Here is a 22,300-nt window from a genome sequence, read left to right as displayed (position 1 = left end):
GCAAAACAGAACAATGTGCACTGCAACCTGCAATGCCCTTCATAATATGAATCATGGTAAGCAGCCGGTGAGACACCGTGCCACTGCGTTTTCTTTCGTGCCGACGACGGGTCGCACGCCCACTGCACTGCGTCAGACAGCGGGAATCAATCGCTGACCATCGTGGGTCCGTACGTGCGGGCCGTCATCGCTCAGCGCATCCACCCGGCGGCTCCCAACGCCCGTTGACCGCCCGTCGGATTGCCAGGACACGCCCGTCATGGCGTACGACCGCTCCTACGACCGCAACCGAGTGGTGAGTGGCGGCCTCACGATGGCTCGTCATGCACTGCCCCCTCTACCGAATCGCAGGCATGCGCCCATGCCGCCAGTCGTCCACGCGCTTGCGGATGCTCGGCACCATAGGCAACGCGTCCACCTCCTCAGGGGCGAACCAACGCACGTCCGTGGACTCGTCCGACACCGTGAGTGGTCCGGCCTCGTCCCCGAGCGGGCGGGCGAGGAAGCAGATGGAGAACTCCTGGCGTACTTCCCCGTCGTCGTATGCGAAGACGTGCCGGGGATTGGTGTACGTGCCCACGATGCCGAGCACCTCGACATCAATGCCGGTCTCCTCCTTCGTCTCCCGTACGGCGCACTCCTCCAAGGACTCGCCGAGACACATGGCACCGCCTGGCAGGGCCCACATCCCGTTGTCGCTTCGCCGCTGAAGCAGCACACACCCGGCACCGTCGACGACGACCACCGACGCAGCAGGAACCAGGCTGTTGGCTGCAGGAGCATCGGGGTCGTCCTCGAAGTCACGCCTGCCCATGGCGATCCCCTTCCCAGACCGAAGTCCCGTTCCGCCACAGTTCTTCGACATGGGAGGCAAAACGATCGAACATGCCGTCGTTCTGACAGCGGCGCAGATGAAGCGTAGGAGCATCGTGCCCGACGCGGTGTGTCAGCAACGGAGTCACGATCATGTCGTCATCGAAGCGGAAAACCGAGAGGTGAGCGTGCCCCCCGCTGAACCGCGCCTCGATGCCTGACTGGTTCCTGATCTTCTCCAGCTCCGCGAGAGTTACCCGAATACGGGTGGACAGAGTCAGAGGCACCCCTTCGTCCTCCTCTCTGGCCCGTGTCAGGGCGCTGTCCGGCTCTCCGACGAGAAAGCGGACACGGCAACCTTGGGCCGCCTTGCGACGCAGTGCCGTACCGAAGCGCGCCTGTTCCAGCCAGAGAAAGTAGTTGGTGTACCCGGCGAAGGTCAGCTCATTCGTAGCGTTGGTGATCAACGAGCGCCACAGGGATGCCGGGCAAGCGGAGCGATACGGGTAGACGGAGACGACCTCCCTGTCCGGCCCGAGTTTGATGGCTTTCCTGGCGGCCGCCGGCCAGAGCACTGCCTCATCCTCCCCAAGTGCCTCACAAGCGGCCCAGCGGTGGCGGGCACGGGGCACTCTTCCCGCTTGGGTGATCCACCTGCTCACTGTCTTGATGTCAACGCCGCACCGCTCAGCCAGCTGGCGGTCCGTAACCCTCGCGTCGGCCATCGCACGGCGCAGAGCTTCGTTCATCACTACCCCCGGGGACGTTAGGGACGCTTGGCAAGCTAGCCCCACTTCGTCCCCAACGGCCGCCGAACGCAGTAGGAACGACCCCTTCGAGGCAGGAGATTGGCCACCATGACCAATGTCCAGTTCAACAGCCCCCTCCCTGAAGAGAGCGTCGCCGTCTCGCCGTCCGCGCCGTGCGCGGGATGCGCGGAGATCAAGGCCAAGCACTACGCATCCGTAAGAGACGGCAACCGGAAGAAGGCCGAGGCGACGGCCGTCGCCATGGGGCGCCATCTGCGGGCGGCGCACTCGTGAGCGGCGTGCAGGCGGCGCTCTCGGCCTTGCCCATGGTCATGGTGCTGCACCGCGCCGGGTGTGCGTTGGGCACCCGGCCCGTGCTCGCCGCCGCGCCGACGCCCTCGTACCCACCGCCACGCGCCGAACGCCAACCGCCCCGCCGCCGACTGCCCCTCGCACGTTCCGAGGGGCCGGGCCTCGAAGGGGGCGCTCGTACCTGCTCGCACCCCGAGAGCGACTGGCCGGCATCCGGCGGCATCCGGACCTGCCCCCACTGCGGCACCCGGCGCGTCAGCGACTACCGGGCCCTCGGTCTGGCCCTCGAACCGCCGGAGCGGCCGGACCCCGACGGGCCCACCGTCGTCGGTACGGGAGCGATGGGAGCCGACGCGCGGCGCGCCGAACTCCTCCGCAAGTTGCGCGAAGCGAACCGGTGGAGCGCCCGCGGCACGCCCTGAGGCCCCATGGGGAAGGGGCGGCGCCCCACAGGGCGCCGCCCCTCGCCTCACCTCATGAAGCGGAACCGCGCCACACCCTCGGCGGAATCATCGGCACCGCACCGTTCGAAGCCTGCCTTCTCCAGCACCCGCACCGACGCCGGGTTCGCCAACTCCACGTTCGCGAATACTGTGTGGACGTCCGGTGCGGTCAGGGCGAACTCCGCCAGTGCCCGCGTCGCCTCGGGTGCGTAGCCGCGGCCCCGCCGCGACGGCACGATGCCGTAGCCGATCTCGAGCGTGCCGTCGTTCGGGGGCCAGAACAGGCCGATCGAGCCGACCACCGAGCCGCTGTCGCGCTCGACGACCAAGCGGTGGCCGTACGCGCCCAGCCAGGCCGGGAACTCGCCGAAGAGGCCGGCAACGACGCCGTCGCCCTCGGCGGGGAAGTCCTCGGCCCAGCCGGGCCGGCGGTCGCCCGCCACGACGGCGGTGGCCTCGTCGGCCGTCCACGGCCGCAGGACCAGGCGGTCGGTCGTCAGGTCGAGTTGGGATGAGATGGAAGAGGAAGAAGAGGAAGAGGAAGCAGAAGACACGTGAGACTCCGGTCATCGGAACGGTGAAAACGGAAAAGGGCATGCTGATGACGGCCGACGGCGGCCATATTCATCAACCTCCCTTGCCGCAGGCCTCACAGGCCTCTCACGTGTTGCGCGATACCCCTCGCGCAGACGCGACGCTAACAACGCCTTTTCGCACTCAGCAACCCATTTTCCGGCTGCTACGGTGGACGGCCTCGTGTTGTGTTCGGCCTGATCGAGGAAGCAAGGGAGGTGGGGTTGATGACCGTGCTCGAGGCCACCCCCATGTCCCGGGCGACGGCGACGGCGACCGCCTGACCTCGCCCGGTCCGTCCGTCCTCCCTACGAACACCACACCTCACAGAATCGGGAATCGTCACCGTCATGAGCACTCGCCGCACCGACTGGATCACCCGCGCCGAGACCGCCGCCGACATCCCCGCCGTCCGGGAGATCGTCCTGGCCGCCTTCGAGACCCCCCTCGAGGCCGACCTCGTCGACGCCCTGCGCGCCGACGCCTCGTGGATCGACGGTCTGTCCGTCGTCGCCACCGACCCGCGGCACGGCACGCGGCCCGTCGCGCACGCGCTGCTGACCCGCTGCCACATCGACGACACACCGGCCCTGTGCCTGGCCCCCGTCGCCGTCCTGCCCGAGTACCAGAGGACCGGCGCCGGCTCGGCCGTCGTACGGGCCGTGCTGCTGGCCGCCGAGGGCATGGGCGAGCACTTCGTCACCGTCCTCGGGCACCCGGACTACTACCCGCGGTTCGGCTTCACCCGTGCGTCCGCCCACGGCATCCGGCTGACCATCGACGTCCCGGACGAGGCCATGATGGCCCTCGCCCTCGACGCCGGCCGGCCGCTGCCCAGCGGCACCGTCCGCTACGCCGCACCCTTCGGCATCTAGCCACCCGGTACGGACCGCCGGGGGGACACCCACGTGCGCCCCCGGCGCGCCCGCGTACGCGCCGCCGCGCTTCCGCGGGGCATGTTCCGGCGCTTGCCCTCCCCACCTCACGCGACTGGAATGCGCAGCGACGGAACGCTCCACAACACTGCACGACGCTTCACGTCGCTCCACACCGCCGACCACCGCGAGAGGTGTGAGTTACCGCGTGATTCACATGACCGAGACGCTGGCCGTCCACACCATCGAGGGGTTCCTCACCCCCGACGAGACCGCCCACGTCATCAAGACGCTGGACGAGCACCTCGACGCGACGGGATGGGTTCCCGCGCGCCCCAGCGACGGCATGACGCCGCCCGACGACGTCCAGGACATCCTGAACGGCGCCGTCGAACGGGCCCTGCCAGCGATCCGGCGGGTCTTCCCGTCCGTCGCCGGAGTCACGCCGTGGGACTACCACGACCTCGGCCCCGGGGACGAGATACCGCCGCACCTCCACGGCGTCGAGGACCCGTACACGCGGCCCCAGCGCGTCGCGCGCGTGGCCTTCCACCTCCAGGAGGCGGAGCGCGGCGGGGAGTTCTTCGTCGACACCTCCTCCTCCGAAGCCCTGTGGACCGACCGCACCGCCGAACCGGGCAGCGGCTTCCTGCCCGGCACGCGATTCGCCCGTGAGATCTCGCACCATGCCCCGCCCGAGGCCCTGGCCGCGCTGCGGCACGTCCCCCGCACCCGCTGGACCAGCGCCCCGCCCGCCGGGACCGCCGTCGTCTACGGCGCACAGCTCGTGCACGGCGTACAGCCGGTGATCGAGGGACGGCTGCGCAAGCTCATCACCAACCTGCTGGACGGTTCACCCCGCTAGCCCTCTACCGCCCCCGGCCCCTCCCGCCCTCCCTGCCGGCGCGCCAGCCGTTCCGCCGCCGCCCGGCGCTGCGGCGCCGACACGTCAACGGGCGCCCCCGCCCCGGCCCCCGGTCTCGCCGCCCAGCCGCGGATCTTCGCGGCGACCCGGTCGAGCCGGGGGTCGCCGGGCGGTACGTCGATGTGGAACAAGGCCTCGTACGGGCGCGTCCGGTCGTCGCCGCCCCACCTGACCACGCCCTCGCATTCGGCGAGGACGTCGCGGACCACCAGCATCTCGAGCGGGAAGAACCCGCCCCGCCCTCCCCGCGGGTACCAGTCGGGGCGGATCGCCACCGCCGTCCCGGACGCGTGGTTGCTTTCAGCGGACGTACGGGCCACCCGGCCCGGCGCGAGGTGGCCGACGACCTGGCCCTCCCCCAGCGGCGCGATCTCGTAGTGGAACCGGCGCACCACGTGGACGAGGACGATCGTCACGGCGCCGGCGCGCAGCGCCACGTCGAGGTCGGTGCCGGGGACGGGGCCTCCGCCGTCGACGGCAGGGGTCATCTCCCAGCCGTTGGCGCTGAGGCGATGCCCTGCAGCCTCCGCAGGCGCGGCGAATCCGTCGAGTCCGCCGAATCCTCCGAACGCGGCGGCTCCCGCCACCACGCCGGCCCCCTTCAGCACCGTGCGACGCGATATCCCGGCCATGAGTCAGCGGCCTCCCTCGATCTCGTCGAACTCGTTCTGGCCCATGTCGAGCCCGGACAGGATGTTGTTGTCGATCTCGATCTTTCCGTCGCCGCTCCCGACGGTCACGGTGGCGATCTGGTCGAACGCCCAGTTCTCCGGCAGCGGATATCCGAGGTTTCCCGAGAAACCGGTCGACATGTCCGCCACGAACGCCGATGTGGCCAGCCCCGCCGCCGAGACCCGGGAACAGGCGTTGCGCGGACCGTAGACGCCGATCCGGTAATACGCACCGTCCGTGCCGTCCGTGCCGTCCGCGCCGCCGCCCAGTTCGTCCATCCTCCGCTTGACGCCCCGGAAATGCGGGAGGATGGCGTCGGTCACCTGGTGGTCCAGGACGTCGAAATCGACGGCGAAATAGATCCAGGTGTCGCGCTTGAATCCGTATCCGCGCGCGGCGTCGAACGCCGCCTGCGCGTCCGCGAGGCCCTGGTTCTCGTTGAAGTACGACACCGATCCGCCGTACGTCTGATAGATGGGGAAGACCCGCAGGCCCTTGCTCCTGATGACCTCCAGTTCGCCGGGCTGGATCTTCTTGTCCCAGGACGAGCCAGGGGCGTTCGTCAGGTACCGGCCCGCGACCACGTACCCGGCCTCCCGCAGCGCGTCGGCCCGTGCCGGGGTGATCTCGGTGACGCAGTCGAAGGCGGCGCCGCGCCGGGTGGTGTCGCCGCTGGACACCAGCAGTGACGCCCAGGTGGGGAAGTCACCGGTCCCCGTGACCGGCAGCTTCACGAAGTCCTGGAAGCCGCGGACGGCCTGGGAGAGTTCGTAGGTGAACGTGTCGCGGAAGGACACCCCCGTCCGCTTGTTGAAGATCATGGCGGCGGAGAAGAGCAGTACGAACGTGCCGCTGGAGCCCACGAACACCGTGTTCTTCTTCAGCCCCTCCTTCGTCGCGGGCCCGAAGTTCCCGGTGGCGACGTCGTCGCTCATGCCGAGCTGGTACTGGATGGCGAACAGCAGGGCCTTTTGCACATCGCGCGAGTAATGCCCGTCGCACGGCACGACGAAGAAATTCCGTCGGTCGACGTACCGGCCGTTCAGCCACTGCTGAATGGACCGGACGGTATCGCTTCCGCCGTTCGCCGTGACGTACGCGTCCATGGTCAGCAGCGCCTTGAAGACCTTCGGCGTGACGCCGTCGCCGGGGAACGCGCCGGCCACGCCCATGTTCTGCTTCAGGCTGCCGACGGCGGCCGCCACCCGGTCGTCGTACACGCCGCCGAGGTCGCCGCCGTCGTAGCCCTTGCAGTAAAGGGCGGTCTGCACGAGGCGATTGATGTTCACCGTCCCGTTGTTCCGGTCGACGACCGGATATTTCGCCTGCAGCGCGGCCAGCGTGGCGGGGCCGAAGTTGTTGGACAGCGGCGCGATGCCGAGTTCGTACTGCAGGGCCCGGGTGAGGGCGTACATGACGTCCCACGACGTCCGCCCGTTCTCCTCCAGCACCGGCAGGCCGGCCACGCCACGGTAGGTGGCGTTGTACAGCTGCTGCGCCTTGCGCACCATTTCATCTGCCATGCCGCATGCTCGCACCGCCCCTCGGCACGGACACAGACGCAGTACGGCCAACGTGGCCCCGGGCCGACGTGCCCCCGCCGCCCCATCGGACACCCCCTAGGGCGAGGGCAGCAGCAGCCCGCCCTTGCGGTCGAGCCAGGCGCGGTACGTGGCGTTGGCGCGGGCGACCTCCGCGTAGGCGGACGTCAGGTCGGTGAAGAGGGCGTCCAGCTCGCACAGGGGTAAGGAGCCGTGCCGGGAGGCCAGGGAGAGCTGGGTGGTCAGGGGGTCGCCGCAGAGGGGGCGGACGACCGTGCCCGGCACCGGTTCGGCGGTCGGCGGGCAGGGGCGGACGGCCTCGCCGACGGCGACGAGCTCGGCGGCCGTGGTGTTGTCGCGGACGTGGACGAGGCGGGGGTCGAGCCCGGCCGCCATGAAGGCGCGGCGCAGGGCCGTGGCCTCGTCGTCCGCCGTCGGGTCGACGATCCAGGCGTCGTTCGCCAGCTCGGCGAGCCGGACCACCGGCCGCCCGGCGGCCGCGTGGCCGGCGGACAGGGCGACGAAGCGGGGCTCGGAGGCGATGAGGACGCGGCGTTCGACGCCCTCCGGCACGTGCAGCGGGAAGCCCGCCGTCTCGTGGACGAAGGCCACGTCGAGCTGGTTGGTCGCCAGCAGCTGCAGCAGGGTGTTGGACGAGACCTCTATGTGGATCGTGGTGTCCGTGTCCGGAAGGCGCTGGTGGATGCGGCGCAGCCAGCCCGTCACGGCGCGGCTGCCGATGCTGCCGATGCGCAGGCGCAGTCCGCCGACGCCGACGGCCGCGTCCCGGGCGGCCGCCACCAGCGCGGCCATCTCCGCGATGATCGGCCGCGCACGGGTGAGGACGGAGTGACCCAGGGGCGTGGGGTGGCTGCCGTGCTGGCCCCGGGTGAAGAGGAGTCCGCCGATGGTGGATTCGATGCGGCGGAGCTGGGTGGTGAGCGAGGGCTGGGTCATGCCCAGCTGGACGGCGGCCTTCCGCACGCTGCCGGTGTCCGCGATGGCGCAAAGTGCACGGAGGTGCCTGACCTCAAGCTCCACGGCAGGGAGCATAACCGCGCCCCGTACGTCACACCAGACACATCCCGGACGCATATCAGCAGTTGGACGCCCTGGCCGGCCACCAGGTGGCGGAGGATAGGCGATTGGATGGCGCTATGCCCAACTGGCATCATCCGCACCATTGATATCTCGTCAGAGACTCAAGGGGAACAGGAGTTCACCCGGTGAGCCCCGGCCGTCGCGACCCACCGCGCGACGGCCGAAGAGGCTCTCGGCACGAATGGAGTCCCCCACATGAAACGCTCCACGATGGTGCTGTCGGCTGCCCTCGGCCTCGGGCTGGCAGCGACGATGACCGCCGTTCCCGCCTCCGCCGTCACCGCGGACCAGGGCGCGGCCCCGCAGCACACACAGTCCTCGTACGTCGGCTCGAAGTCCGAAGAGGCCAACAACAAGGCCTTCTTCGAGGCCGTCATGAAGTCCGCGAAGGCCAAGCAGGCCGCCTCGCCGGGCATCCGCGTCGTCACCGTCACCTACGACGCCAGCCGGGCGCCGAGCTTCGCGACGGAGATAGCCAGAAGCGCGCAGATCTGGAACAGCTCGGTCCGTAACGTTCAGCTGCGCTCGGGCTCGAACGCCGACTTCAGATACTACGAGGGCAACGACTCCCGCGGCTCGTACGCCAGCACCGACGGCCACGGCCGCGGCTACATCTTCCTCGACTACCGGCAGAACGAGCAGTACGACTCCACCCGCGTCACCGCGCACGAGACCGGTCACGTGCTCGGCCTGCCGGACCACTACTCCGGTCCGTGCAGCGAGCTGATGTCCGGCGGCGGCCCCGGCCCGTCCTGCACCAACGCCTACCCGAACTCGGCCGAGAAGAGCCGCGTCAACCAGCTCTGGGCGAACGGCCTGAAGGCCTTCGACAAGGCGCCCTTCACCAAGGCCCACTGACCCGACGAGGCCGGCGCAAGGCACTGAGTGCGAAGCACCGGGCACTGAGCACCAAGCACCACGGCCCGGTTCCGAGCGGAACCGGGCCGTGGTGTCATGACATCCGCGCGACGCTACTGCGGCTACTGCGGCTGCTCGCGGCTACTGCGGCTGCGCCTCGGGCTCCACCGGGCGCCGCATCAGGAACGCCGCCCCCGCGCCGGCCGCGAAGAGCGCGAACGCCGAGACCGCCGTGCTGAGCCACGTCGCGCCCAGCCACTGGCCGCCGAAGTAGCCCAGGCTCACGCTGTACGCGGCCCAGGTCAGGCCGGCCAGCGCGGACCACGGCAGGAACTCCTTCACCCTGCGGTGCATCACACCCGCGCCGAGGCTGACCACCGAGCGCCCGGCGGGCGCGAAGCGGGCCAGGACGACGAGCGGGCCGCCGCCGCGCAGCAGGGCCGTGCCGAGCTTGGCCTGGGCGGCGGTCAGCCGCCGGGAGCGGGCGATGGCGCGGTCGAAGCGGTCGCCGCCGCGGAAGGCCAGGCGGTAGGCGACCATGTCGCCGAGTACGGAGGCGGTGGCGGCGCACATCACGAGCGCGAACATGTCGGCGAAGCCGGCGTGACCGTGCGCGGCCTCGCCCACGGCACCCGCGGCGGAGCCGGCGGCCGCGGTGGCGGCGGCGATCACGAGGACCCCGCTCGGCAGCACCGGGAGGAACACGTCAAGTAGCACGGACAGGCCGACGATCACGTATATCCATGGGGTCTCGGCCAATGACCCCAACTGTTCCAGCACGTCCTGATCTCCCGGTACGGTCCCCCGCCGCGACGTCGCAGGGGAGCGGCAGGGGCGGCCTTCACAACCGTACAGCGTACGCCTGGGGCTGCTGGGGGATGAGCGCAGGGTCCGCGATGTTGTTCGAATCACGCGCCGGACGCCGGGCTCCGGACGTCGCGACCATCACACCGCGGCCGGTGTCCCGCACAAGCGGAGCACCGGCCGGTGACGTGAGGCGACAGACGATGACGCCGGGTGACACCTATGTCACCGTCGGCGCGACGTCGCCCGGCATCAGCCCCGCTTGCCGCGACCGAAGATCCGGTCGAGCGCCAGCGGACCCGGGCCGGTGAAGACCAGCAGCAGGAACGCCCAGGCGAACATCGCGGAGGCCTCGCCACCGTTCTGCATCGGCCACAGACCCTCGCCCTGGTGCACGTTGAAGTAGGCGTAGGCCATCGAGCCCGAGGCGATGAAGGCCGCACTGCGGGTGCCGACGCCGAGCAGCACGAGCGCACCGCCGACGAGCTGGATCACGGCCGCGTACCAGCCGGGCCAGGTGCCCGCGGCGATCGTGCCGCCGTTGGAGCCCATGGCACCGCCGAGCACGCCGAACAGCGACGCCGCGCCGTGGCAGGCGAAGAGCAGGCCGACGACGATGCGGAACAGGGACAGGGCGTACGGGCGAGCCGCGTCGAGGCGCTCGACGAGCGGGGAGGCGGAAACGTCCGAAGCGGTGCGCGCCGGGGTCGGGGAGGGCGCGGCCGCGGTGGGCGTGGGGGGCATGGGTCGAGCTCCTCGTGTCGGGGACAGGAAACAAGGACCCCATCAGGTTAGGCATGCCTCAGCAGTACTTGCAAGTTCAAGTTTCTTGATTTCTTGCTTACGCAACACACCCGCAACAAACCGCAACATGCCGACCCGAAGCCCCACAGCCCTCCGCCCTCCGCCCTCCGCGGCAGCCCGCGAACGTCGGCGGCCGGGCCCTCCTCGCACACGGGGGCCCGGCCGGTTCCGGTTCGTACGTCGCTCAGCAGTCGCTCAGCAGCCGTTGAGGATGCCGGCCAGGGCGGCCTTCTCGGCGGAGTCGACGGTCAGCTTGTAGTCGTACTTCACCGACACCCACATCCGCGCGTACGTACAGCGGTAGGAGTTGAGCGGCGGCAGCCACTGTGCGGGGTCCTTGTCGCCCTTGGCCTGGTTGACGCGGTCGGTGACCGCGATCAGCTGGGGGCGGGAGAGGTCGTTGGCGAAGGCCTGGCGCTGGGCGTTGGTCCAGGTGTTGGCCCCCGACCGCCACGCCTGCGCGAGCGGCACGACGTGGTCGATGTCGATGTCCTGGGCGTCCTCCCAGGTCGCACCGTCGTACGGGGAGTACCAGCTGCCGCTGACGGCCGCGCACTTCGCGTCCTGCTCGACGTCCTCGCCGTCGCGCTCGAGGACGACCTCGCGGGTGTTGCAGGCACCGTGCTGGGTGCTCCAGTGCGGGAACTTCGACCGGCTGTAGCCGTCCATCGAGCCCTCGGACTTCACCGTCAGCTTGCCCAGCTGGGCGCGGGCCGTGGCGGCGTCCGGCGGGGTGGGCGGCGCGGCCTGGGCGGCCGGGCCGTTCAGCACGAGCGTGCCGACGAGGGCGGTGAGGCCCGCGACGACGGCCGTACGACGCGCGTAGACGCCGCGCGAGGCCGATGGGACGCGCAGTGCGGACATGAGAACTCCCTTGAGGGTGGAGGGGGTGGGGCCGCCGGAGCGCGGCCAGCATCGCGGCGACGGATGTATAGGGGGTGGTCGCCAGGTGACAGGATGGCGACGCGGCCATGTCAAGGCAAGGGGTCGGCGACGTGAGATGTCCCGGAATCCCCCGTTCCTGATGCGGCGCCAGATGCACACGCCCGTACGGGTGTTCAGCCGACGTGACCGGCCGGCGGCCCCCGCCACGCGGGACCGGGTCCCGGCCGACGGGCCGTAGGGTGGCCGCGTGCTCGCCGCCGACGTCCTGCTGCCCGCCAACGCCACGCTCGGTGCGGTCCTCGCCGTCCTGCTGGCCGCCGCCGTGACCGTCGCGGCCGTCGCCCGCCTCGCCGACAGCCGCGAGCGCGGCTACAGCCGGCAGATCGCCCTCGCCGGGCTGCGCGCGGTCCTCCAGCTGGCCGCGGTCTCGGCCCTCATCGGCTGGGTCGTACGGGCCGTTCCGCTGCTGCTGTGCTTCCTGGTGCTGATGTACGCCGTCGCGGTGCGCACGGCCGGGCGGCGCGTCACGGACAACGGCAGCTGGTGGTGGGCGGCCGCGCCGATCGCCGCCGGGGTGGTGCCGCCCGTCCTCGCGCTGCTGGCGACCGGGCTCGTACCACTGCGGGGCATCGCCCTGATCCCCGTCACCGGCATCCTCATCGGCGGCGCCCTGACCGCGACCGTCCTGGGCGGCCGCCGGGCGCTGGACGAGCTGTCCACGCGGCACGGCGAGGTGGAGGCGGGCCTGGCGCTGGGCCTGCAGCCGCGCGAGGCCCGGCTGGAGATCGCCCGGCCGGCCGCCTCCGACGCGCTGCTGCCGGGCCTGGACCAGACGCGCACTGTGGGGCTGGTCACGCTGCCCGGGTCGTACGTGGGGATGCTGCTGGGCGGCGCCTCGCCGGTGCAGGCGGGCGTGGTGCAGATGTTTGTGCTGGTCGCGCTGATGATGGTGCAGGCGGTGGCGGTCGCGGTGGTGCTGGAGCTGGTCGCGCGCGGCCGGCTGCACCGGTGCGGCGGTCCCGTATCCTGAGGGGAGCAGAAGGGGAGTAGCTCTTCGCCGGACCGTCGACATACTGCTGGGCCAGGCCCGGCCGGCGCCCGGAGGCCTCGGACACCGCGCCGGGGCCGGCGAGACCTTCGGCCGCAGTGTCCATGACGCTGCCGTGCCGAAGCGACCCCTGATTCGTCCCAGGTCACTGTTCCGGTGCGGCAGCCCCACCGACAGAGGGATCCACCCCGTGTTCAGTCTCACCGTCGCCGCCCTGGCCTTCGGCGTCGTCTTCCTGGCCGAGCTGCCCGACAAGACCGCCCTCGCCGGGCTGGTGCTCGGCACCCGCTACCGCGCGTCCTACGTCTTCGCGGGCGTCGCGGCCGCCTTCCTCGTCCATGTGGCGCTCGCCATCGCGGCCGGCAGCGTGCTCACCCTGCTCCCCCAGCGGCTCGTCCAGGCCGTGGTCGGAGTGCTCTTCCTCGCGGGCGCGGCGATGCTGCTGCTGAAGAAGAACGACGGGGAGGAAGAGGTCGCCAGGCCCGCCGACCAGTCCTTCTGGAAGGTCTCCGGTGCCGGTTTCATGCTGATCCTGGTCGCCGAGTTCGGCGACCTGACCCAGATCATGACGGCCAACCTCGCCGCCCGCTACGACGACCCGGTCTCCGTCGGCGTGGGCGCGGTCCTGGCCCTGTGGTCGGTGGCCGGCCTGGGCATCGTCGGCGGCCGCACCCTGATGCGCCGGGTCCCGCTGCGGCTGATCACGAAGGTGGCGGCGCTGGTGATGCTGGCACTGGCGGGCTTCAGCCTGTACGAGGCGGCCATCGCCTGACGTCCGTCGCTGACGTCCGTTGACGTCCGGCGCTGACGTCCGTTGACGTCCGTCCGCGGGCGGCTTCCACAGGCATGCGAAGGGCCCCGCACCCCAGGTACTCGCCGGGGTGCGGGGCCCTCCGCACGCCCGCGGACGAAAGGAACGGGCGCTCCCTCCCCCCACCCGCATTGATCACCGAACGGCCTAGACTCGCCCGGGAAACAGGAAGCACGGAGCACATTCGAAGCATGTGAAGCAGGAGCACCTTTGAAGCGGGAGCACCTTTGAAAGAGCGAGAGCTGCGGCGCCGCTGCAAGCGCGAGCTTCGTGCCCTGGACATCCGGCCGCCGTTGCGGGTGGAGGAACTGTGCCGGCTGCTGGGGGAACAGCGCGGCAGGCCCATTCGTCTGGTGCCCTATTCGCTGCCCATGCCGGGCCCGTTCGGGGTGTGGATCGCCACCGCCACCGCCGACTACATCCTGTACCAGCAGGAGACCAGCAAGACCCATCAGGACCACATCATCCTGCACGAGGTCGGGCACATCCTGGCGGACCATCACAGTGACGACACCGACGACGAGTTCTGGCGTCAGATGACGCCCAACCTCTCCCTCGACACCGTCAAACGGGCCCTGCGCCGCACCTCCTACGACGAACAACACGAACGCGAGGCCGAGTTGGTCGCCACCATCATTCTGGAGTGGGCCTCGGTCCTGGACCGGGTGGCCCCCAGGGCCGTCGACGACCCCTCCCTGGAACGGGTCCAGACGGCCCTCGGCGACCGGCAGGGGTGGCTGTGATCGCGCTGACCCTGCTGCTCGGCGTCGTGCTGGTCGTGGCGCTGGTCTGGAAGACGTACCAGCTGGTGAAGGCCCCGCACGACGACCCGCTGCGGGCGGTCACCCTCTGCCTCGCCTGCGCGAGCCTGGCCTTCCCCTTCGGGATGCCCGCGATCGCCGGGGCCGTCGACGCGGCCGTCGGGCACGGCACGGCCAAACTGCTGCAGAACGTGCTGCTGCTCGGCACCGTCTACTGCCTGATGTGCTTCTACCTCTACTCGGCGACGGACCGCCGCCGCGGACGCGTGCGGGCCCGCCGGGAAACGGTTCCGCTGGCGTTCACGATCGCCGCGATCACCCTGCTGACCGTGCTGACGCCGGAACGCGCGCACGGTCATGTGTACGCCACCGCCGACATGCGGGTCACACACGTCGCGCTCTTCTATCTGACGGCCGGGCTGTATCTGGACTACGCGCTCGCCTCGGCCTTCGTGTGGACCTGGCGCTACGCCCGCGCGTCGCGCCGGCCGCTGTCCACCGGCCTGTGGCTGGCGGCCGCGGCCATGGCCGGAATGGTGATCTCCAGTGCGGCTCGCGCGGTGTTCATCGTGGTCCGCTGGAACGGCGGAACCGTTTCTCCGCCGCTGACCCGGGTCGTGGCGCTGCTGCTGGCCCTGTCCATTCCGCTGTTCGTCGTCGGGGTGACCTATCCGGGCATCGCCACCCGTTGCGCGGCGCTGCGCGTCTGGTGGCAGCACCGCCGCAACTACCACCGGCTGCGGCCCCTTTGGCTGCTGCTGCACGACGCCTACCCGCAGGACGCGCTGCACCGCGTGCCCACCAACGCCTGGCGCGACGCGCTGCGCGTGCGCAGTGTGCACCGCAGCCACTACCGGCGGGCCATCGAATGCCGGGACGGCCTGGTGCGGATCAGCCCGTATCTGGCCCGGCTCGGACTCGAGGGCGAGGCCGCGCGGAACGCCTCTCCCGAGGAGGTCGCGCGGAAGCTGCGGATCGCGCTGAAGGCCTACGACCCGGACGACCGCACGGTGGTGCGGGCAGTACCGGTCGCCATGCCCGACGGGGAGGGACTCGACGCCGACGTACGGCAGCTCGTGGCCCTGTCGGACGCCCTGCGGGCGACGTCGTGACGAACAGGCAAGCAAACCAACAAGCGAATCAACCAGCGAATTCAACAAGCGAATCAGCAAGCGAACCAGCACGGAAATGGTGACGTGACGTGACGGACCTACTGATCACGGCAGGACGCGTACTCACAGGCCCCGGCGGCGAAGGCACCACCGATGGCGCGGTCCTCGTCCAGGGGCGCGACATCGTCGCCGCGGGGCCACGGGAGGAGGTCGAGGCGCTCGCTCCGCGCGACGTGCCACGGATGTCGCTGCCGGGAGCCACCGTGCTCCCTGGGCTGATCGACTGCCATGTGCACCTCGCCTTCGACGCCGGTGACGACCCCGTCGGGTCCGTCAAGGAGAGCGACGCCCCCGGTCTGCTGCTGGGCATGGCCCGGCGTGCGCGGCAGTTGCTGGACAGCGGTGTCACCACCGTGCGCGACCTCGGTGACCGTGACGGGCTGGCCTTCCGCCTGCGCGACGCGATCGCCGAGGGCGCCCTGCCCGGCCCCCGCGTCCTGGCCGCGGGGGCGCCGCTGACCGCGCCCGGCGGGCACTGCTGGTTCCTGGGCGGGGAGGTGGAGGGCGAGGACGCCCTGCGTGAGGCGGTCCGGCGCAACGCGGCGGCCGGCGCCGACGTCATCAAGGTCATGGCCACCGGCGGCGGACTGACCCCCGGCGGCCCCGCCACCTGGGAGTCGCAGTTCACGCCCGCCGAGCTCCGTGCCGTCGTGGACGAGGCCCGCCGCCTGGGCCTGCCCGTCGCCGCGCACGCGCACGGCACCGAGGGCATCGCCGCGGCCGTGGCGGCGGGCGTGGACACCATCGAGCACTGCACCTGGATGGCCGAGGGCGGCTTCGACGCGCGCGAGGACCTGGTGGCCGAGATCGCGGCCAAGGGCATCCACGTCTGCCCGGCGGCCAGCCCCAACTGGCGGGTGTTCGCCGAGCGGTTCGGCTACGAGCGGGCCGACGCGGTCTTCTCCCGGGTGCGCTGGATGGCCGAGCAGGGCGTCCACCTGATCGCCGGGACGGACGCGGGCGTGCCGCGAGCGGTGTTCGACAACTTCACCGGCAGCCTCGACTTCTACCGTCACCTGGGCTTCGGCACGGACCGGATCATCGACATGGCCACGGTCGACGCCGCACGGGCCCTGGGCATCGCCGAGGAGACCGGCCGCCTCGCCGCCGGTTACCGCGCCGACGTCCTGGTCGTCGACGGCGACCCCCTGGAGGACCTGGACGCGCTGCGCGACGTCCGCCTCGTCCTGGCGGCGGGCCGCCCCCACATCCCGGAGCACGCGATAGCGCGTCACTGAACGGACACGGGCCCCGGGGCGGCGTGTCCGCCGCCGATGAGGGATGATCCGCGAATGCCTCATCTCGGACTGGTGACCCTCGTCGTGCGCGACTACGACGAGGCCATCGCCTTCTACGTGGACGCCGTCGGCTTCGAGCTCCGGGAGGACACCCCGCTGGGCGACGGCAAACGCTGGGTGGTCCTCGCCCCGCCGGGCTCCCGCGAGACGGCGCTGCTCCTGGCCAGGGCCGACGGTCCCGGCCAGGAGGCGCGCGTCGGCGATCAGACCGGCGGGCGCGTCGGCTTGTTCCTGAACACCGACGACTTCGAGCGCGACCACGCCCGCATGCGCGCGGCCGGCGTCCGCTTCGAGGAGCCGCCCCGCCACGAGCCCTACGGCACCGTCGCCGTCTTCCAGGACCTGTACGGCAACCGCTGGGACCTCATCGAACTACGCTGACCGCACCAACCCCACCGGTCATCTGGCTTCCCGTCAGGAACATATGATGAGCAGTCGGCTGGGCTTGCTGCCCCCGGACAGGCGACGGCAGGTCCCAGCGGAAGCGAGAGCAGACAGGCCGGCGACAGCCGGAGCAGGAGGGTGCACATGGAACAGCAGGCATCAACGGGCGGCCGTTCCCTACTGAGCGCGATCGCGGCGCTGGCCGGAGTGGTGACGGCGATCGGCGCGGCCGTCCTGCATGAGCGCCCCGGCCCGCGGGCCGTGCTCATCGCCGCCTCCGTGGTCCTCATAGCCGCCAGCGGCGCCCTCTGGCAAAGCCACCGCAAGCGCACCGCGGCGCCCCGCTCCTGAGCACCGCCCCGGACACGGAACACGGCAAAGGCCCCTTCGTCACCGACGAAGGGGCCTTTGGCCTGTTACTGCTGGTGGGCACAGACGGATTTGAACCGCCGACATCCGCTTTGTAAGTTCAATCTCGATCCGGTGTAGCTGCGATCCGCCGCCCGTAGGGCTGGCAAAAGTGGTTGCTGGTGGTCGCGGTTGTCCGCACTCGTTGATGTCACCGATGGATGTCAGCGGAACAACTCCGGTACCGGGCAGACCTCCCATGTCCCGTCGGCCTGGTCTGTCCAGCGCCACCAGACATGTCGACCACCGCACTTCCACAGCGCCCGGCAGGCCCGTCGGCCATCGTCCTCCCGCTGGGAGAGTACGAAGCCGCCGGGCCTCATGGGCTGGCTACACGTGGGACAGGCCGGCGCGTCGTCGCTCATACGACGCACCTTAACGGCGGGCCCCTTAGCCCCAAGCTACCTGGGCGGCGCCTAAAGGGAGGCCGGGTTGCTGGGCTTCGTTGCGGTACCGCTGAGCCCAAGCAGCAGCGTAGCGACTACTGCTGCATTTGCGCATGCCTGCATGGCCTCGGTGTAAGCAGGGGCCACAAGAAGGGCAACCACGACGATCGTGATGACGACCCATTGGCGCCGCCGTGGAATTGACAGACCCCCGCAGGGTAGGGACACACTCATACGTGAACCTCCTGGTTCCATCGCCCACCTACCGCTCGCGCCTACCAAGCATCAGCGGTTAGGTGGGCTTTGCGTTGTCATCAGGACGGTAGCGGAGGCAAGCCATAGGGCTAGCCGCATCCGATTACTCTCGGATATCCAATCAATAGACACCGTTACGATAGGTGACCTAAGAGTTGCGTCCGTTAGCAACTTACCGGCGCGTTCAGCGGTGTTCGACGACCTTTCAGCAGCCTTCCTCACCATGAGTCACCGGCCTGCATTGGCTTGTTCTTACCGCTCGCGGGACCATCGACCTCGGCTAACCGACGCGAGGGCGGCTCTGCGGCTTTGGCCGGTGTCCTGCCCGGGTTGGGGTCGAGCATGGTCAGGGGGCCGTACGCTGGTTGGCAACTCGGGCAGGCTTTACCCCTGCCCGCAATGTGCACGAGTGGCCCCCTGGCCTTGCTCGACGCGGGCCCCGGCCCGGGGAGGTGGGTAAAGCCGCAGAGCCGCCCGGACCCCCCACCGGCCCGGTTTTTGGCCCACTTGTGGGCGCGGCCGGCGACGGCGACCGGCCCCGGGGCGGAGACAGGAGGGGCCGGGCGGCGGCGCCGGGCGACGCCGCCGCGTTGAGCGGCTTCAGATCCAAAGGCATCCGGATGTTTGCGGCGTAGGTGGCGGGCCCGGTCGGCTTCTGCTCGTGGGCTTCGGCCACGCCCACGTACCCGGGACAGGGCTCGAGGCGGGGAAGGACCGCGAGGCCTATCCGTGCACAGATGCTCGAGCTGGGGGGTGAGCCTGCGCGGGTCATGCCGCGCAGCGAGCGAAGCGAGCCTTGATGAGGTAGAGAAACTTTGACCGCACGGGCCGTCTTGTGGTCATGTGCCGAGGCTGCTGCCATATAGGCGGGGATGACACAGATGCCGGGGGGCTGGCTTGAGCGATCTCAAGGTCACGGAGCGGGGCGGTTCCGGGCGAGATCGACTCTATGTGGAAACGTTTGATGGCCTGGTCGTGGCATGGCTTGATCGCGTGACCGGCAAGCTGACGGTTATACGTGAGGAACATCGAGCCGCCGTCCTGGAAGTTCTCGCCCCCTACCTGCCACAGCCGAATGGGCACCCTGCGGCGAAGCCTCGACCGAAGGTTCTGTCCCTGACACCGCTCACGCCGGCTGATGACCTCGCGCTCAATCGCCCTGGGGCGTCCCTCAAAGCCAAGCTGGATGCCGAGGGGCCCGGCCCCGTCGATCGGTTGATCACCTGGCTACTGCGGCGCGACTCCGAGTGGACTTCCTGGCGCAGGGGACTGGTAGGCGAGCGTCGAGTAGGAGCTGAGCTTGATCGCTTATCCAACCAGGGCTGGCATGTGCTTCATTCCATCCTGCTGCCGAACTCGGTCGACATAGACCACCTGCTGATAGGCCCCGGCGGGGTCTTCAACATCAACACCAAGCACTGCCCGGACAAGAACGTATGGGTAGGCAACGACTCCGTGAGGGTCAACCACGGACCACCTCGCCCCTATACCCGCAAGGTCAGGGCGGAAGCACACCATGTCCAGGGCGTTCTGGCGCGGTACAGCGGCAGAGCTGTCCATGTTCAACCCGCCTTGGTCTTCGTGGGGGTATCTGATCTGAAGACCGCATCCACACTCAGTGATGTGCGCGTCTGGCGTCAACGGGAGGTTGCGAGCCTGGGCCCGGTGACTGGAGAGCTGACGCCAGGAGAGGCCGAGACCCTATACGCCATCGCCCGCCACCGACGGGCCTGGACAGAGGCTTGATGCCTTCTCTGCACTAGTCAATGCCGCCCCGACCTGCTGCAACAGCCTGGGCCGACCGGCCGACCGAAGTGACACCAACGCAACTTGCGTCATCGAACCCACCGGGCACAGCACGACGAAGCCGTCGGCGCAATAGGGCCAAGCCTGTGCAGGGCGGCGCGCCGCGCGGTGTTGCGCGTCTACGAGTAGTTTTCGTAAGAGCTTTTCTAAATAGCCAGTCCATTCGGGACCTCTTGGTGCCCAGCGTGAGTGCGGGGCCAGTGTTGGCGCTGTGAACTGGGGTAAAGCAAGGAGAAATGTTATTTCATTCTGATAGGAGACATCGGGAGAGCCCTGCCCTACACTGCGGCTTGTAATTGGGGAACCGTGGCAGGGGGCGAATGATGGAACACGGCGATGGTGCCAAGCTGTTCAAGACATCCGTGTCGCGACGGGCGGTACTGAAAGGGGTCGCCACGGCAGCTACGGGTGGGGTATTGGGCTTGACGGTAAGTCAACAAGCGCACGCCAAGGACGCGGACTGGAAGGCGCTGACGCTGACAACTCTGGGGACTCGACTGGATCAGTTCGTCCTCGTCATCAAGACCGGCGAAGACGACCTGCGAGGCTACCAATGGTTTCCGGGCCTGGATGGCAGCAAGCTTACTGCGTCTGTTGAATTCCAGAACCCGCGTGGTTCGAAGACTCTTACACATGCAGTGACCGCCGGCAACGACGGCTTCCGTAGAGGGTCTACCGTCCGGAGTTGGTTCAAGTTCGATCGTCGAGCCCTCGAGCCGATTGGCCCAATCGTCGTCGACCACGTTGCCAAGTTCGAACTCCAGCTGGAGTCCGCCGGGGGCAGCGTCTTCGCTGACAACTGGGATATGTCATCCCTTCACGTCCTCTATCCGATAGATCCTCACGCCACTTTCCCCGAAGAGGTATCGGACATAGACCTTTCCCGCTGGCAAGAACTGCTGGGGGTCTCCGGAGATCCGGCCCACCGATTCAGCCTGAACGAGGAGAGTTCCGAGGTAGGCCCAGTGTGGAAAACCGTCAAGGACCGGACCGTGATGACGCAAGGGGGGTGGAAGTCGTGCCGCAAGTGTCAGTGCCTTGTCTTCGCCGGCCTTCCGACCCCCGGCCAGTGTCCGGCAGACCGGAGGAACCACAATTTCGCTGGAAGCCACAAGTACATCATGTTTGCCTACAATCCGTTGCCTGAGGGGATCCAAGAGGGGCGTGCGGGACTCCAAACGGGCTGGCGTTCGTGCCGTCGGTGTCATCGGATGACGTTCAGCGGCATTCCCACGATCAACATGTGTCTGGCAGGGGGAGGCCATGACTTCGGGGGAAGTTTTGCCTACACCCTCTTTACGGGGAGTGGGGTATTCAATAGCAAACAGGGCCGATGGAAGTCCTGTAGTAGGTGCCAAGGTCTCTTCTTCGCGGACATACCTGGAGCGTGTCCCGCTGGTGGGCGTCACGATCCGACCGGCAGCTGGGACTACATGGTGTCGTTCTGAGTTCCCCGGAGCCGCTTGCCCCAGGCGCCTCGGGCGTGCACCTACGCGAGGCGTCTCGGGCTAGGCCGTTCAAGGTCGGCTGGCCTGAGCCCATCTTCCAAGCTACGGTGCGGCTCATGCCGCTTGCTCTGGACACACCACTCGGGGCCACTGAACTGGCCGGATCGATGTTGCCTCCGCTCGGGAACAGATGGCTTCACACCCAGGCTGTGGCGAAGCGCGCTAGTGAGGCAAGTCCAGCCGTTCCCGCGGACGAGCGTGACCTGCTAGTCGCTGCGGCTTGGCTGCACGACATCGGGTACGCGCCAGAGCTACGCGAGACCGGGTTCCATCCCCTCGATGGTGCCCGCCATCTGGAAGCGCTTGGGGCCCCCATCCGCTTGGTCCAGCTCGTTGCCCATCACTCCGGGGCGGTCTACGAAGCCGAACAACGCGGCCTGGCTGTAGAACTGGCGGAGTACGAACGTGAAGACAGCCCGCTTCTGGATGCGCTGATCTTCGCGGACATGACCACGGGCCCCGCCGGGCAGCGCTTCTCCTTCGATCAGCGCATGCGGGAGATCCTGGTTCGCTACGAGCCCGGAAGTGTGGTCCACACTGCGATCAGTAACGCTCGCCCCTACCTCGCTGCCGCTGTTGAACGGACCCACGAGCGCCTCGCAGATCAGCCCAAGTAGGGGGTGGAGCGGTCCGACAGACCGTGATCAATCCTCATGCGCATGGACGGGTGGATGCTCAGCTTGTCCAACTCGCGAGGGTGAACGAAAGCGACTTCCTTGCTTTCGCTGCTCGTCCGCAGCGCTCCACCGGTGATCCGCGCGGTGAAGCAAATGGAGAACTGCTGACGGACCTCCCCGTCGTCGTAGGCCATGACATGGGCCGGGTTGGTGTACAGCCCGACGAGTCCGGCCACTTCGACGTTGAACCCGGTCTCTTCCCAGGTCTCTCGAACGGCGGCTTCCGGAGCGGATTCCCCTACGTCCACCCCGCCGCCTGGCAGTGCCCATAGATCGTTGTCGGTTTTGTGGATCAGTAGGACTTCCCCAGCGTCGTTCCGCGCGATAACGGTCACCGAAGGAACGATGCTGTTCGCCTTTGGAGCGTTTGGATCATTGAAGTAGTCGACACGAGCCATGTGCTTAGCGTCCCACGAACCACGAAGCCACAA

At 69.1% G+C, this 22,300-nt stretch carries 25 protein-coding genes; 15 read left to right on the top strand and 10 right to left on the bottom strand.

Going from position 1 to position 22,300, the window contains the following annotated elements; genetic code table 11:
* Positions 1-337: 337 nt before the first annotated feature.
* Both ACIG36_RS02900 and ACIG36_RS02895 read right to left on the bottom strand, forming a co-directional pair.
* Entirely contained in the window at positions 338-814 is a 477-nt protein-coding gene (locus ACIG36_RS02900) for an NUDIX domain-containing protein (protein WP_399920829.1), read from the bottom strand.
* Positions 801-1,388: a DUF5919 domain-containing protein gene (locus tag ACIG36_RS02895; RefSeq protein ID WP_399920826.1), complete on the bottom strand. Its 588-nt coding sequence runs from the start codon at positions 1,386-1,388 to the stop codon at positions 801-803. The genes ACIG36_RS02900 and ACIG36_RS02895 overlap by 14 nt, the downstream gene beginning before the upstream one ends.
* 282 nt (positions 1,389-1,670) lie before the next feature.
* On the opposite strand from ACIG36_RS02895, the gene ACIG36_RS02890 reads away from it, so the two are divergent.
* Together ACIG36_RS02890 and ACIG36_RS02885 are read left to right on the top strand one after the other, a co-directional pair.
* Positions 1,671-1,856: a hypothetical protein gene (locus ACIG36_RS02890; RefSeq protein WP_399920823.1), complete on the top strand. Its 186-nt coding sequence runs from the start codon at positions 1,671-1,673 to the stop codon at positions 1,854-1,856.
* Entirely contained in the window at positions 1,853-2,296 is a 444-nt protein-coding gene (locus tag ACIG36_RS02885; protein ID WP_399920818.1) for a DUF6255 family natural product biosynthesis protein, read from the top strand. Before ACIG36_RS02890 ends, ACIG36_RS02885 begins: the two co-directional genes overlap by 4 nt.
* 47 nt (positions 2,297-2,343) lie before the next feature.
* Here the strand turns inward: ACIG36_RS02885 and ACIG36_RS02880 are convergent, their stop codons facing one another.
* The gene (locus ACIG36_RS02880; RefSeq protein ID WP_399920815.1) at positions 2,344-2,871 is read right to left on the bottom strand and encodes a GNAT family N-acetyltransferase; all 528 of its coding nucleotides are present in this window, start codon (positions 2,869-2,871) and stop codon (positions 2,344-2,346) included.
* A 369-nt stretch (positions 2,872-3,240) separates the two neighbouring features.
* On the opposite strand from ACIG36_RS02880, the gene ACIG36_RS02875 reads away from it, so the two are divergent.
* Both ACIG36_RS02875 and ACIG36_RS02870 read left to right on the top strand, forming a co-directional pair.
* Positions 3,241-3,765 (top strand): GNAT family N-acetyltransferase, encoded by a 525-nt coding sequence (locus ACIG36_RS02875; RefSeq protein WP_399920812.1) that lies wholly within the window; start codon positions 3,241-3,243, stop codon positions 3,763-3,765.
* 208 nt (positions 3,766-3,973) lie between these two features.
* Positions 3,974-4,630, top strand: coding sequence for a hypothetical protein (locus ACIG36_RS02870; RefSeq protein WP_399920809.1), 657 nt, complete (start codon positions 3,974-3,976; stop codon positions 4,628-4,630).
* Here ACIG36_RS02870 and ACIG36_RS02865 read toward each other — a convergent pair.
* The 3 genes from ACIG36_RS02865 to ACIG36_RS02855 all read right to left on the bottom strand — a co-directional run bounded on the left by ACIG36_RS02865 (position 4,627) and on the right by ACIG36_RS02855 (position 7,956).
* The gene (locus ACIG36_RS02865; RefSeq protein WP_399920805.1) at positions 4,627-5,322 is read right to left on the bottom strand and encodes a twin-arginine translocation signal domain-containing protein; all 696 of its coding nucleotides are present in this window, start codon (positions 5,320-5,322) and stop codon (positions 4,627-4,629) included. The two genes, ACIG36_RS02870 and ACIG36_RS02865, sit on opposite strands and share 4 nt — an antisense overlap.
* A 3-nt stretch (positions 5,323-5,325) precedes the next feature.
* Positions 5,326-6,885 carry a glycoside hydrolase domain-containing protein gene (locus ACIG36_RS02860; RefSeq protein ID WP_399920802.1) on the bottom strand — a complete coding sequence of 520 codons (1,560 nt, stop codon included), beginning with the start codon at positions 6,883-6,885 and terminating at the stop codon, positions 5,326-5,328.
* A 96-nt stretch (positions 6,886-6,981) separates the two neighbouring features.
* A complete protein-coding gene (locus ACIG36_RS02855) occupies positions 6,982-7,956 on the bottom strand; it encodes a LysR family transcriptional regulator (protein ID WP_399920799.1) in 975 nt (324 codons plus the stop codon).
* A gap of 243 nt (positions 7,957-8,199) precedes the next feature.
* Here ACIG36_RS02855 and snpA point away from each other — a divergent pair, with 243 nt between their 5' ends.
* On the top strand, positions 8,200-8,862 hold the full coding sequence (gene snpA / locus ACIG36_RS02850; protein ID WP_399920796.1) for a snapalysin: 663 nt from the start codon (positions 8,200-8,202) through the stop codon (positions 8,860-8,862).
* A gap of 141 nt (positions 8,863-9,003) precedes the next feature.
* On the opposite strand, the gene ACIG36_RS02845 is transcribed toward snpA, so the two are convergent.
* The 3 genes from ACIG36_RS02845 to ACIG36_RS02835 form a co-directional block, all read right to left on the bottom strand.
* Positions 9,004-9,642: a DedA family protein gene (locus tag ACIG36_RS02845; protein ID WP_399920793.1), complete on the bottom strand. Its 639-nt coding sequence runs from the start codon at positions 9,640-9,642 to the stop codon at positions 9,004-9,006.
* A gap of 276 nt (positions 9,643-9,918) precedes the next feature.
* Complete coding sequence (locus ACIG36_RS02840; protein ID WP_399920790.1) at positions 9,919-10,410, bottom strand: DoxX family protein; 492 nt, start codon at positions 10,408-10,410, stop codon at positions 9,919-9,921.
* 255 nt (positions 10,411-10,665) lie between these two features.
* Positions 10,666-11,334 carry a DUF1524 domain-containing protein gene (locus ACIG36_RS02835; protein ID WP_399920787.1) on the bottom strand — a complete coding sequence of 223 codons (669 nt, stop codon included), beginning with the start codon at positions 11,332-11,334 and terminating at the stop codon, positions 10,666-10,668.
* 268 nt (positions 11,335-11,602) lie between these two features.
* Between ACIG36_RS02835 and ACIG36_RS02830 the strand changes: the two genes are divergently transcribed.
* From ACIG36_RS02830 to ACIG36_RS02785, 10 genes are all read left to right on the top strand, one after another.
* On the top strand, positions 11,603-12,385 hold the full coding sequence (locus ACIG36_RS02830; RefSeq protein ID WP_399920784.1) for an ABC transporter permease: 783 nt from the start codon (positions 11,603-11,605) through the stop codon (positions 12,383-12,385).
* A gap of 208 nt (positions 12,386-12,593) precedes the next feature.
* The gene (locus ACIG36_RS02825; protein WP_399920781.1) at positions 12,594-13,175 is read left to right on the top strand and encodes a TMEM165/GDT1 family protein; all 582 of its coding nucleotides are present in this window, start codon (positions 12,594-12,596) and stop codon (positions 13,173-13,175) included.
* A gap of 266 nt (positions 13,176-13,441) precedes the next feature.
* Positions 13,442-13,957, top strand: a complete 516-nt coding sequence (locus tag ACIG36_RS02820; RefSeq protein WP_399920778.1) for a hypothetical protein — start codon at positions 13,442-13,444, stop codon at positions 13,955-13,957.
* Positions 13,954-15,087, top strand: a complete 1,134-nt coding sequence (locus ACIG36_RS02815) for an MAB_1171c family putative transporter (protein ID WP_399920775.1) — start codon at positions 13,954-13,956, stop codon at positions 15,085-15,087. The genes ACIG36_RS02820 and ACIG36_RS02815 overlap by 4 nt, the downstream gene beginning before the upstream one ends.
* An 89-nt stretch (positions 15,088-15,176) precedes the next feature.
* On the top strand, positions 15,177-16,385 hold the full coding sequence (locus tag ACIG36_RS02810) for an amidohydrolase family protein (RefSeq protein ID WP_399920772.1): 1,209 nt from the start codon (positions 15,177-15,179) through the stop codon (positions 16,383-16,385).
* A 54-nt stretch (positions 16,386-16,439) separates the two neighbouring features.
* A complete protein-coding gene (locus ACIG36_RS02805; protein ID WP_399920769.1) occupies positions 16,440-16,826 on the top strand; it encodes a VOC family protein in 387 nt (128 codons plus the stop codon).
* A gap of 147 nt (positions 16,827-16,973) precedes the next feature.
* Positions 16,974-17,180 carry a hypothetical protein gene (locus tag ACIG36_RS02800; protein WP_399920766.1) on the top strand — a complete coding sequence of 69 codons (207 nt, stop codon included), beginning with the start codon at positions 16,974-16,976 and terminating at the stop codon, positions 17,178-17,180.
* A 1,595-nt stretch (positions 17,181-18,775) separates the two neighbouring features.
* Positions 18,776-19,624: a nuclease-related domain-containing protein gene (locus ACIG36_RS02795; RefSeq protein ID WP_399920763.1), complete on the top strand. Its 849-nt coding sequence runs from the start codon at positions 18,776-18,778 to the stop codon at positions 19,622-19,624.
* Positions 19,625-20,004: 380 nt separating this feature from the next.
* Complete coding sequence (locus tag ACIG36_RS02790; RefSeq protein ID WP_399920760.1) at positions 20,005-21,132, top strand: twin-arginine translocation signal domain-containing protein; 1,128 nt, start codon at positions 20,005-20,007, stop codon at positions 21,130-21,132.
* 116 nt (positions 21,133-21,248) lie between these two features.
* Complete coding sequence (locus tag ACIG36_RS02785) at positions 21,249-21,809, top strand: HD domain-containing protein (protein ID WP_399920757.1); 561 nt, start codon at positions 21,249-21,251, stop codon at positions 21,807-21,809.
* Here ACIG36_RS02785 and ACIG36_RS02780 read toward each other — a convergent pair.
* A complete protein-coding gene (locus ACIG36_RS02780) occupies positions 21,797-22,267 on the bottom strand; it encodes an NUDIX hydrolase (RefSeq protein WP_399920754.1) in 471 nt (156 codons plus the stop codon). The two genes, ACIG36_RS02785 and ACIG36_RS02780, sit on opposite strands and share 13 nt — an antisense overlap.
* Between the last annotated feature and the right edge of the window lie 33 nt (positions 22,268-22,300).

Origin of the sequence: Streptomyces sp. NPDC053048, assembly GCF_044547045.1 — a bacterium.
Lineage (GTDB): Bacteria > Actinomycetota > Actinomycetes > Streptomycetales > Streptomycetaceae > Streptomyces.
The sequence above is the reverse complement of the archived record's forward strand: the minus strand, read 5'-3'. Positions and strand labels throughout refer to the sequence as shown.

Bases quoted from the DNA above. Each gene is read 5' to 3' on its own strand.
- ACIG36_RS02855 (WP_399920799.1), bottom strand. From the start codon at position 7,956: ATGCTCCCTGCCGTGGAGCTTGAGGTCAGGCACCTCCGTGCACTTTGC.
- ACIG36_RS02900 (WP_399920829.1), bottom strand. From the start codon at position 814: ATGGGCAGGCGTGACTTCGAGGACGACCCCGATGCTCCTGCAGCCAAC.
- ACIG36_RS02860 (WP_399920802.1), bottom strand. From the start codon at position 6,885: ATGGCAGATGAAATGGTGCGCAAGGCGCAGCAGCTGTACAACGCCACC.
- ACIG36_RS02865 (WP_399920805.1), bottom strand. From the start codon at position 5,322: ATGGCCGGGATATCGCGTCGCACGGTGCTGAAGGGGGCCGGCGTGGTG.
- snpA (WP_399920796.1), top strand. From the start codon at position 8,200: ATGAAACGCTCCACGATGGTGCTGTCGGCTGCCCTCGGCCTCGGGCTG.
- ACIG36_RS02875 (WP_399920812.1), top strand. From the start codon at position 3,241: ATGAGCACTCGCCGCACCGACTGGATCACCCGCGCCGAGACCGCCGCC.
- ACIG36_RS02890 (WP_399920823.1), top strand. From the start codon at position 1,671: ATGACCAATGTCCAGTTCAACAGCCCCCTCCCTGAAGAGAGCGTCGCC.
- ACIG36_RS02790 (WP_399920760.1), top strand. From the start codon at position 20,005: ATGATGGAACACGGCGATGGTGCCAAGCTGTTCAAGACATCCGTGTCG.
- ACIG36_RS02780 (WP_399920754.1), bottom strand. From the start codon at position 22,267: ATGGCTCGTGTCGACTACTTCAATGATCCAAACGCTCCAAAGGCGAAC.
- ACIG36_RS02840 (WP_399920790.1), bottom strand. From the start codon at position 10,410: ATGCCCCCCACGCCCACCGCGGCCGCGCCCTCCCCGACCCCGGCGCGC.
- ACIG36_RS02800 (WP_399920766.1), top strand. From the start codon at position 16,974: ATGGAACAGCAGGCATCAACGGGCGGCCGTTCCCTACTGAGCGCGATC.
- ACIG36_RS02805 (WP_399920769.1), top strand. From the start codon at position 16,440: ATGCCTCATCTCGGACTGGTGACCCTCGTCGTGCGCGACTACGACGAG.
- ACIG36_RS02835 (WP_399920787.1), bottom strand. From the start codon at position 11,334: ATGTCCGCACTGCGCGTCCCATCGGCCTCGCGCGGCGTCTACGCGCGT.
- ACIG36_RS02785 (WP_399920757.1), top strand. From the start codon at position 21,249: ATGCCGCTTGCTCTGGACACACCACTCGGGGCCACTGAACTGGCCGGA.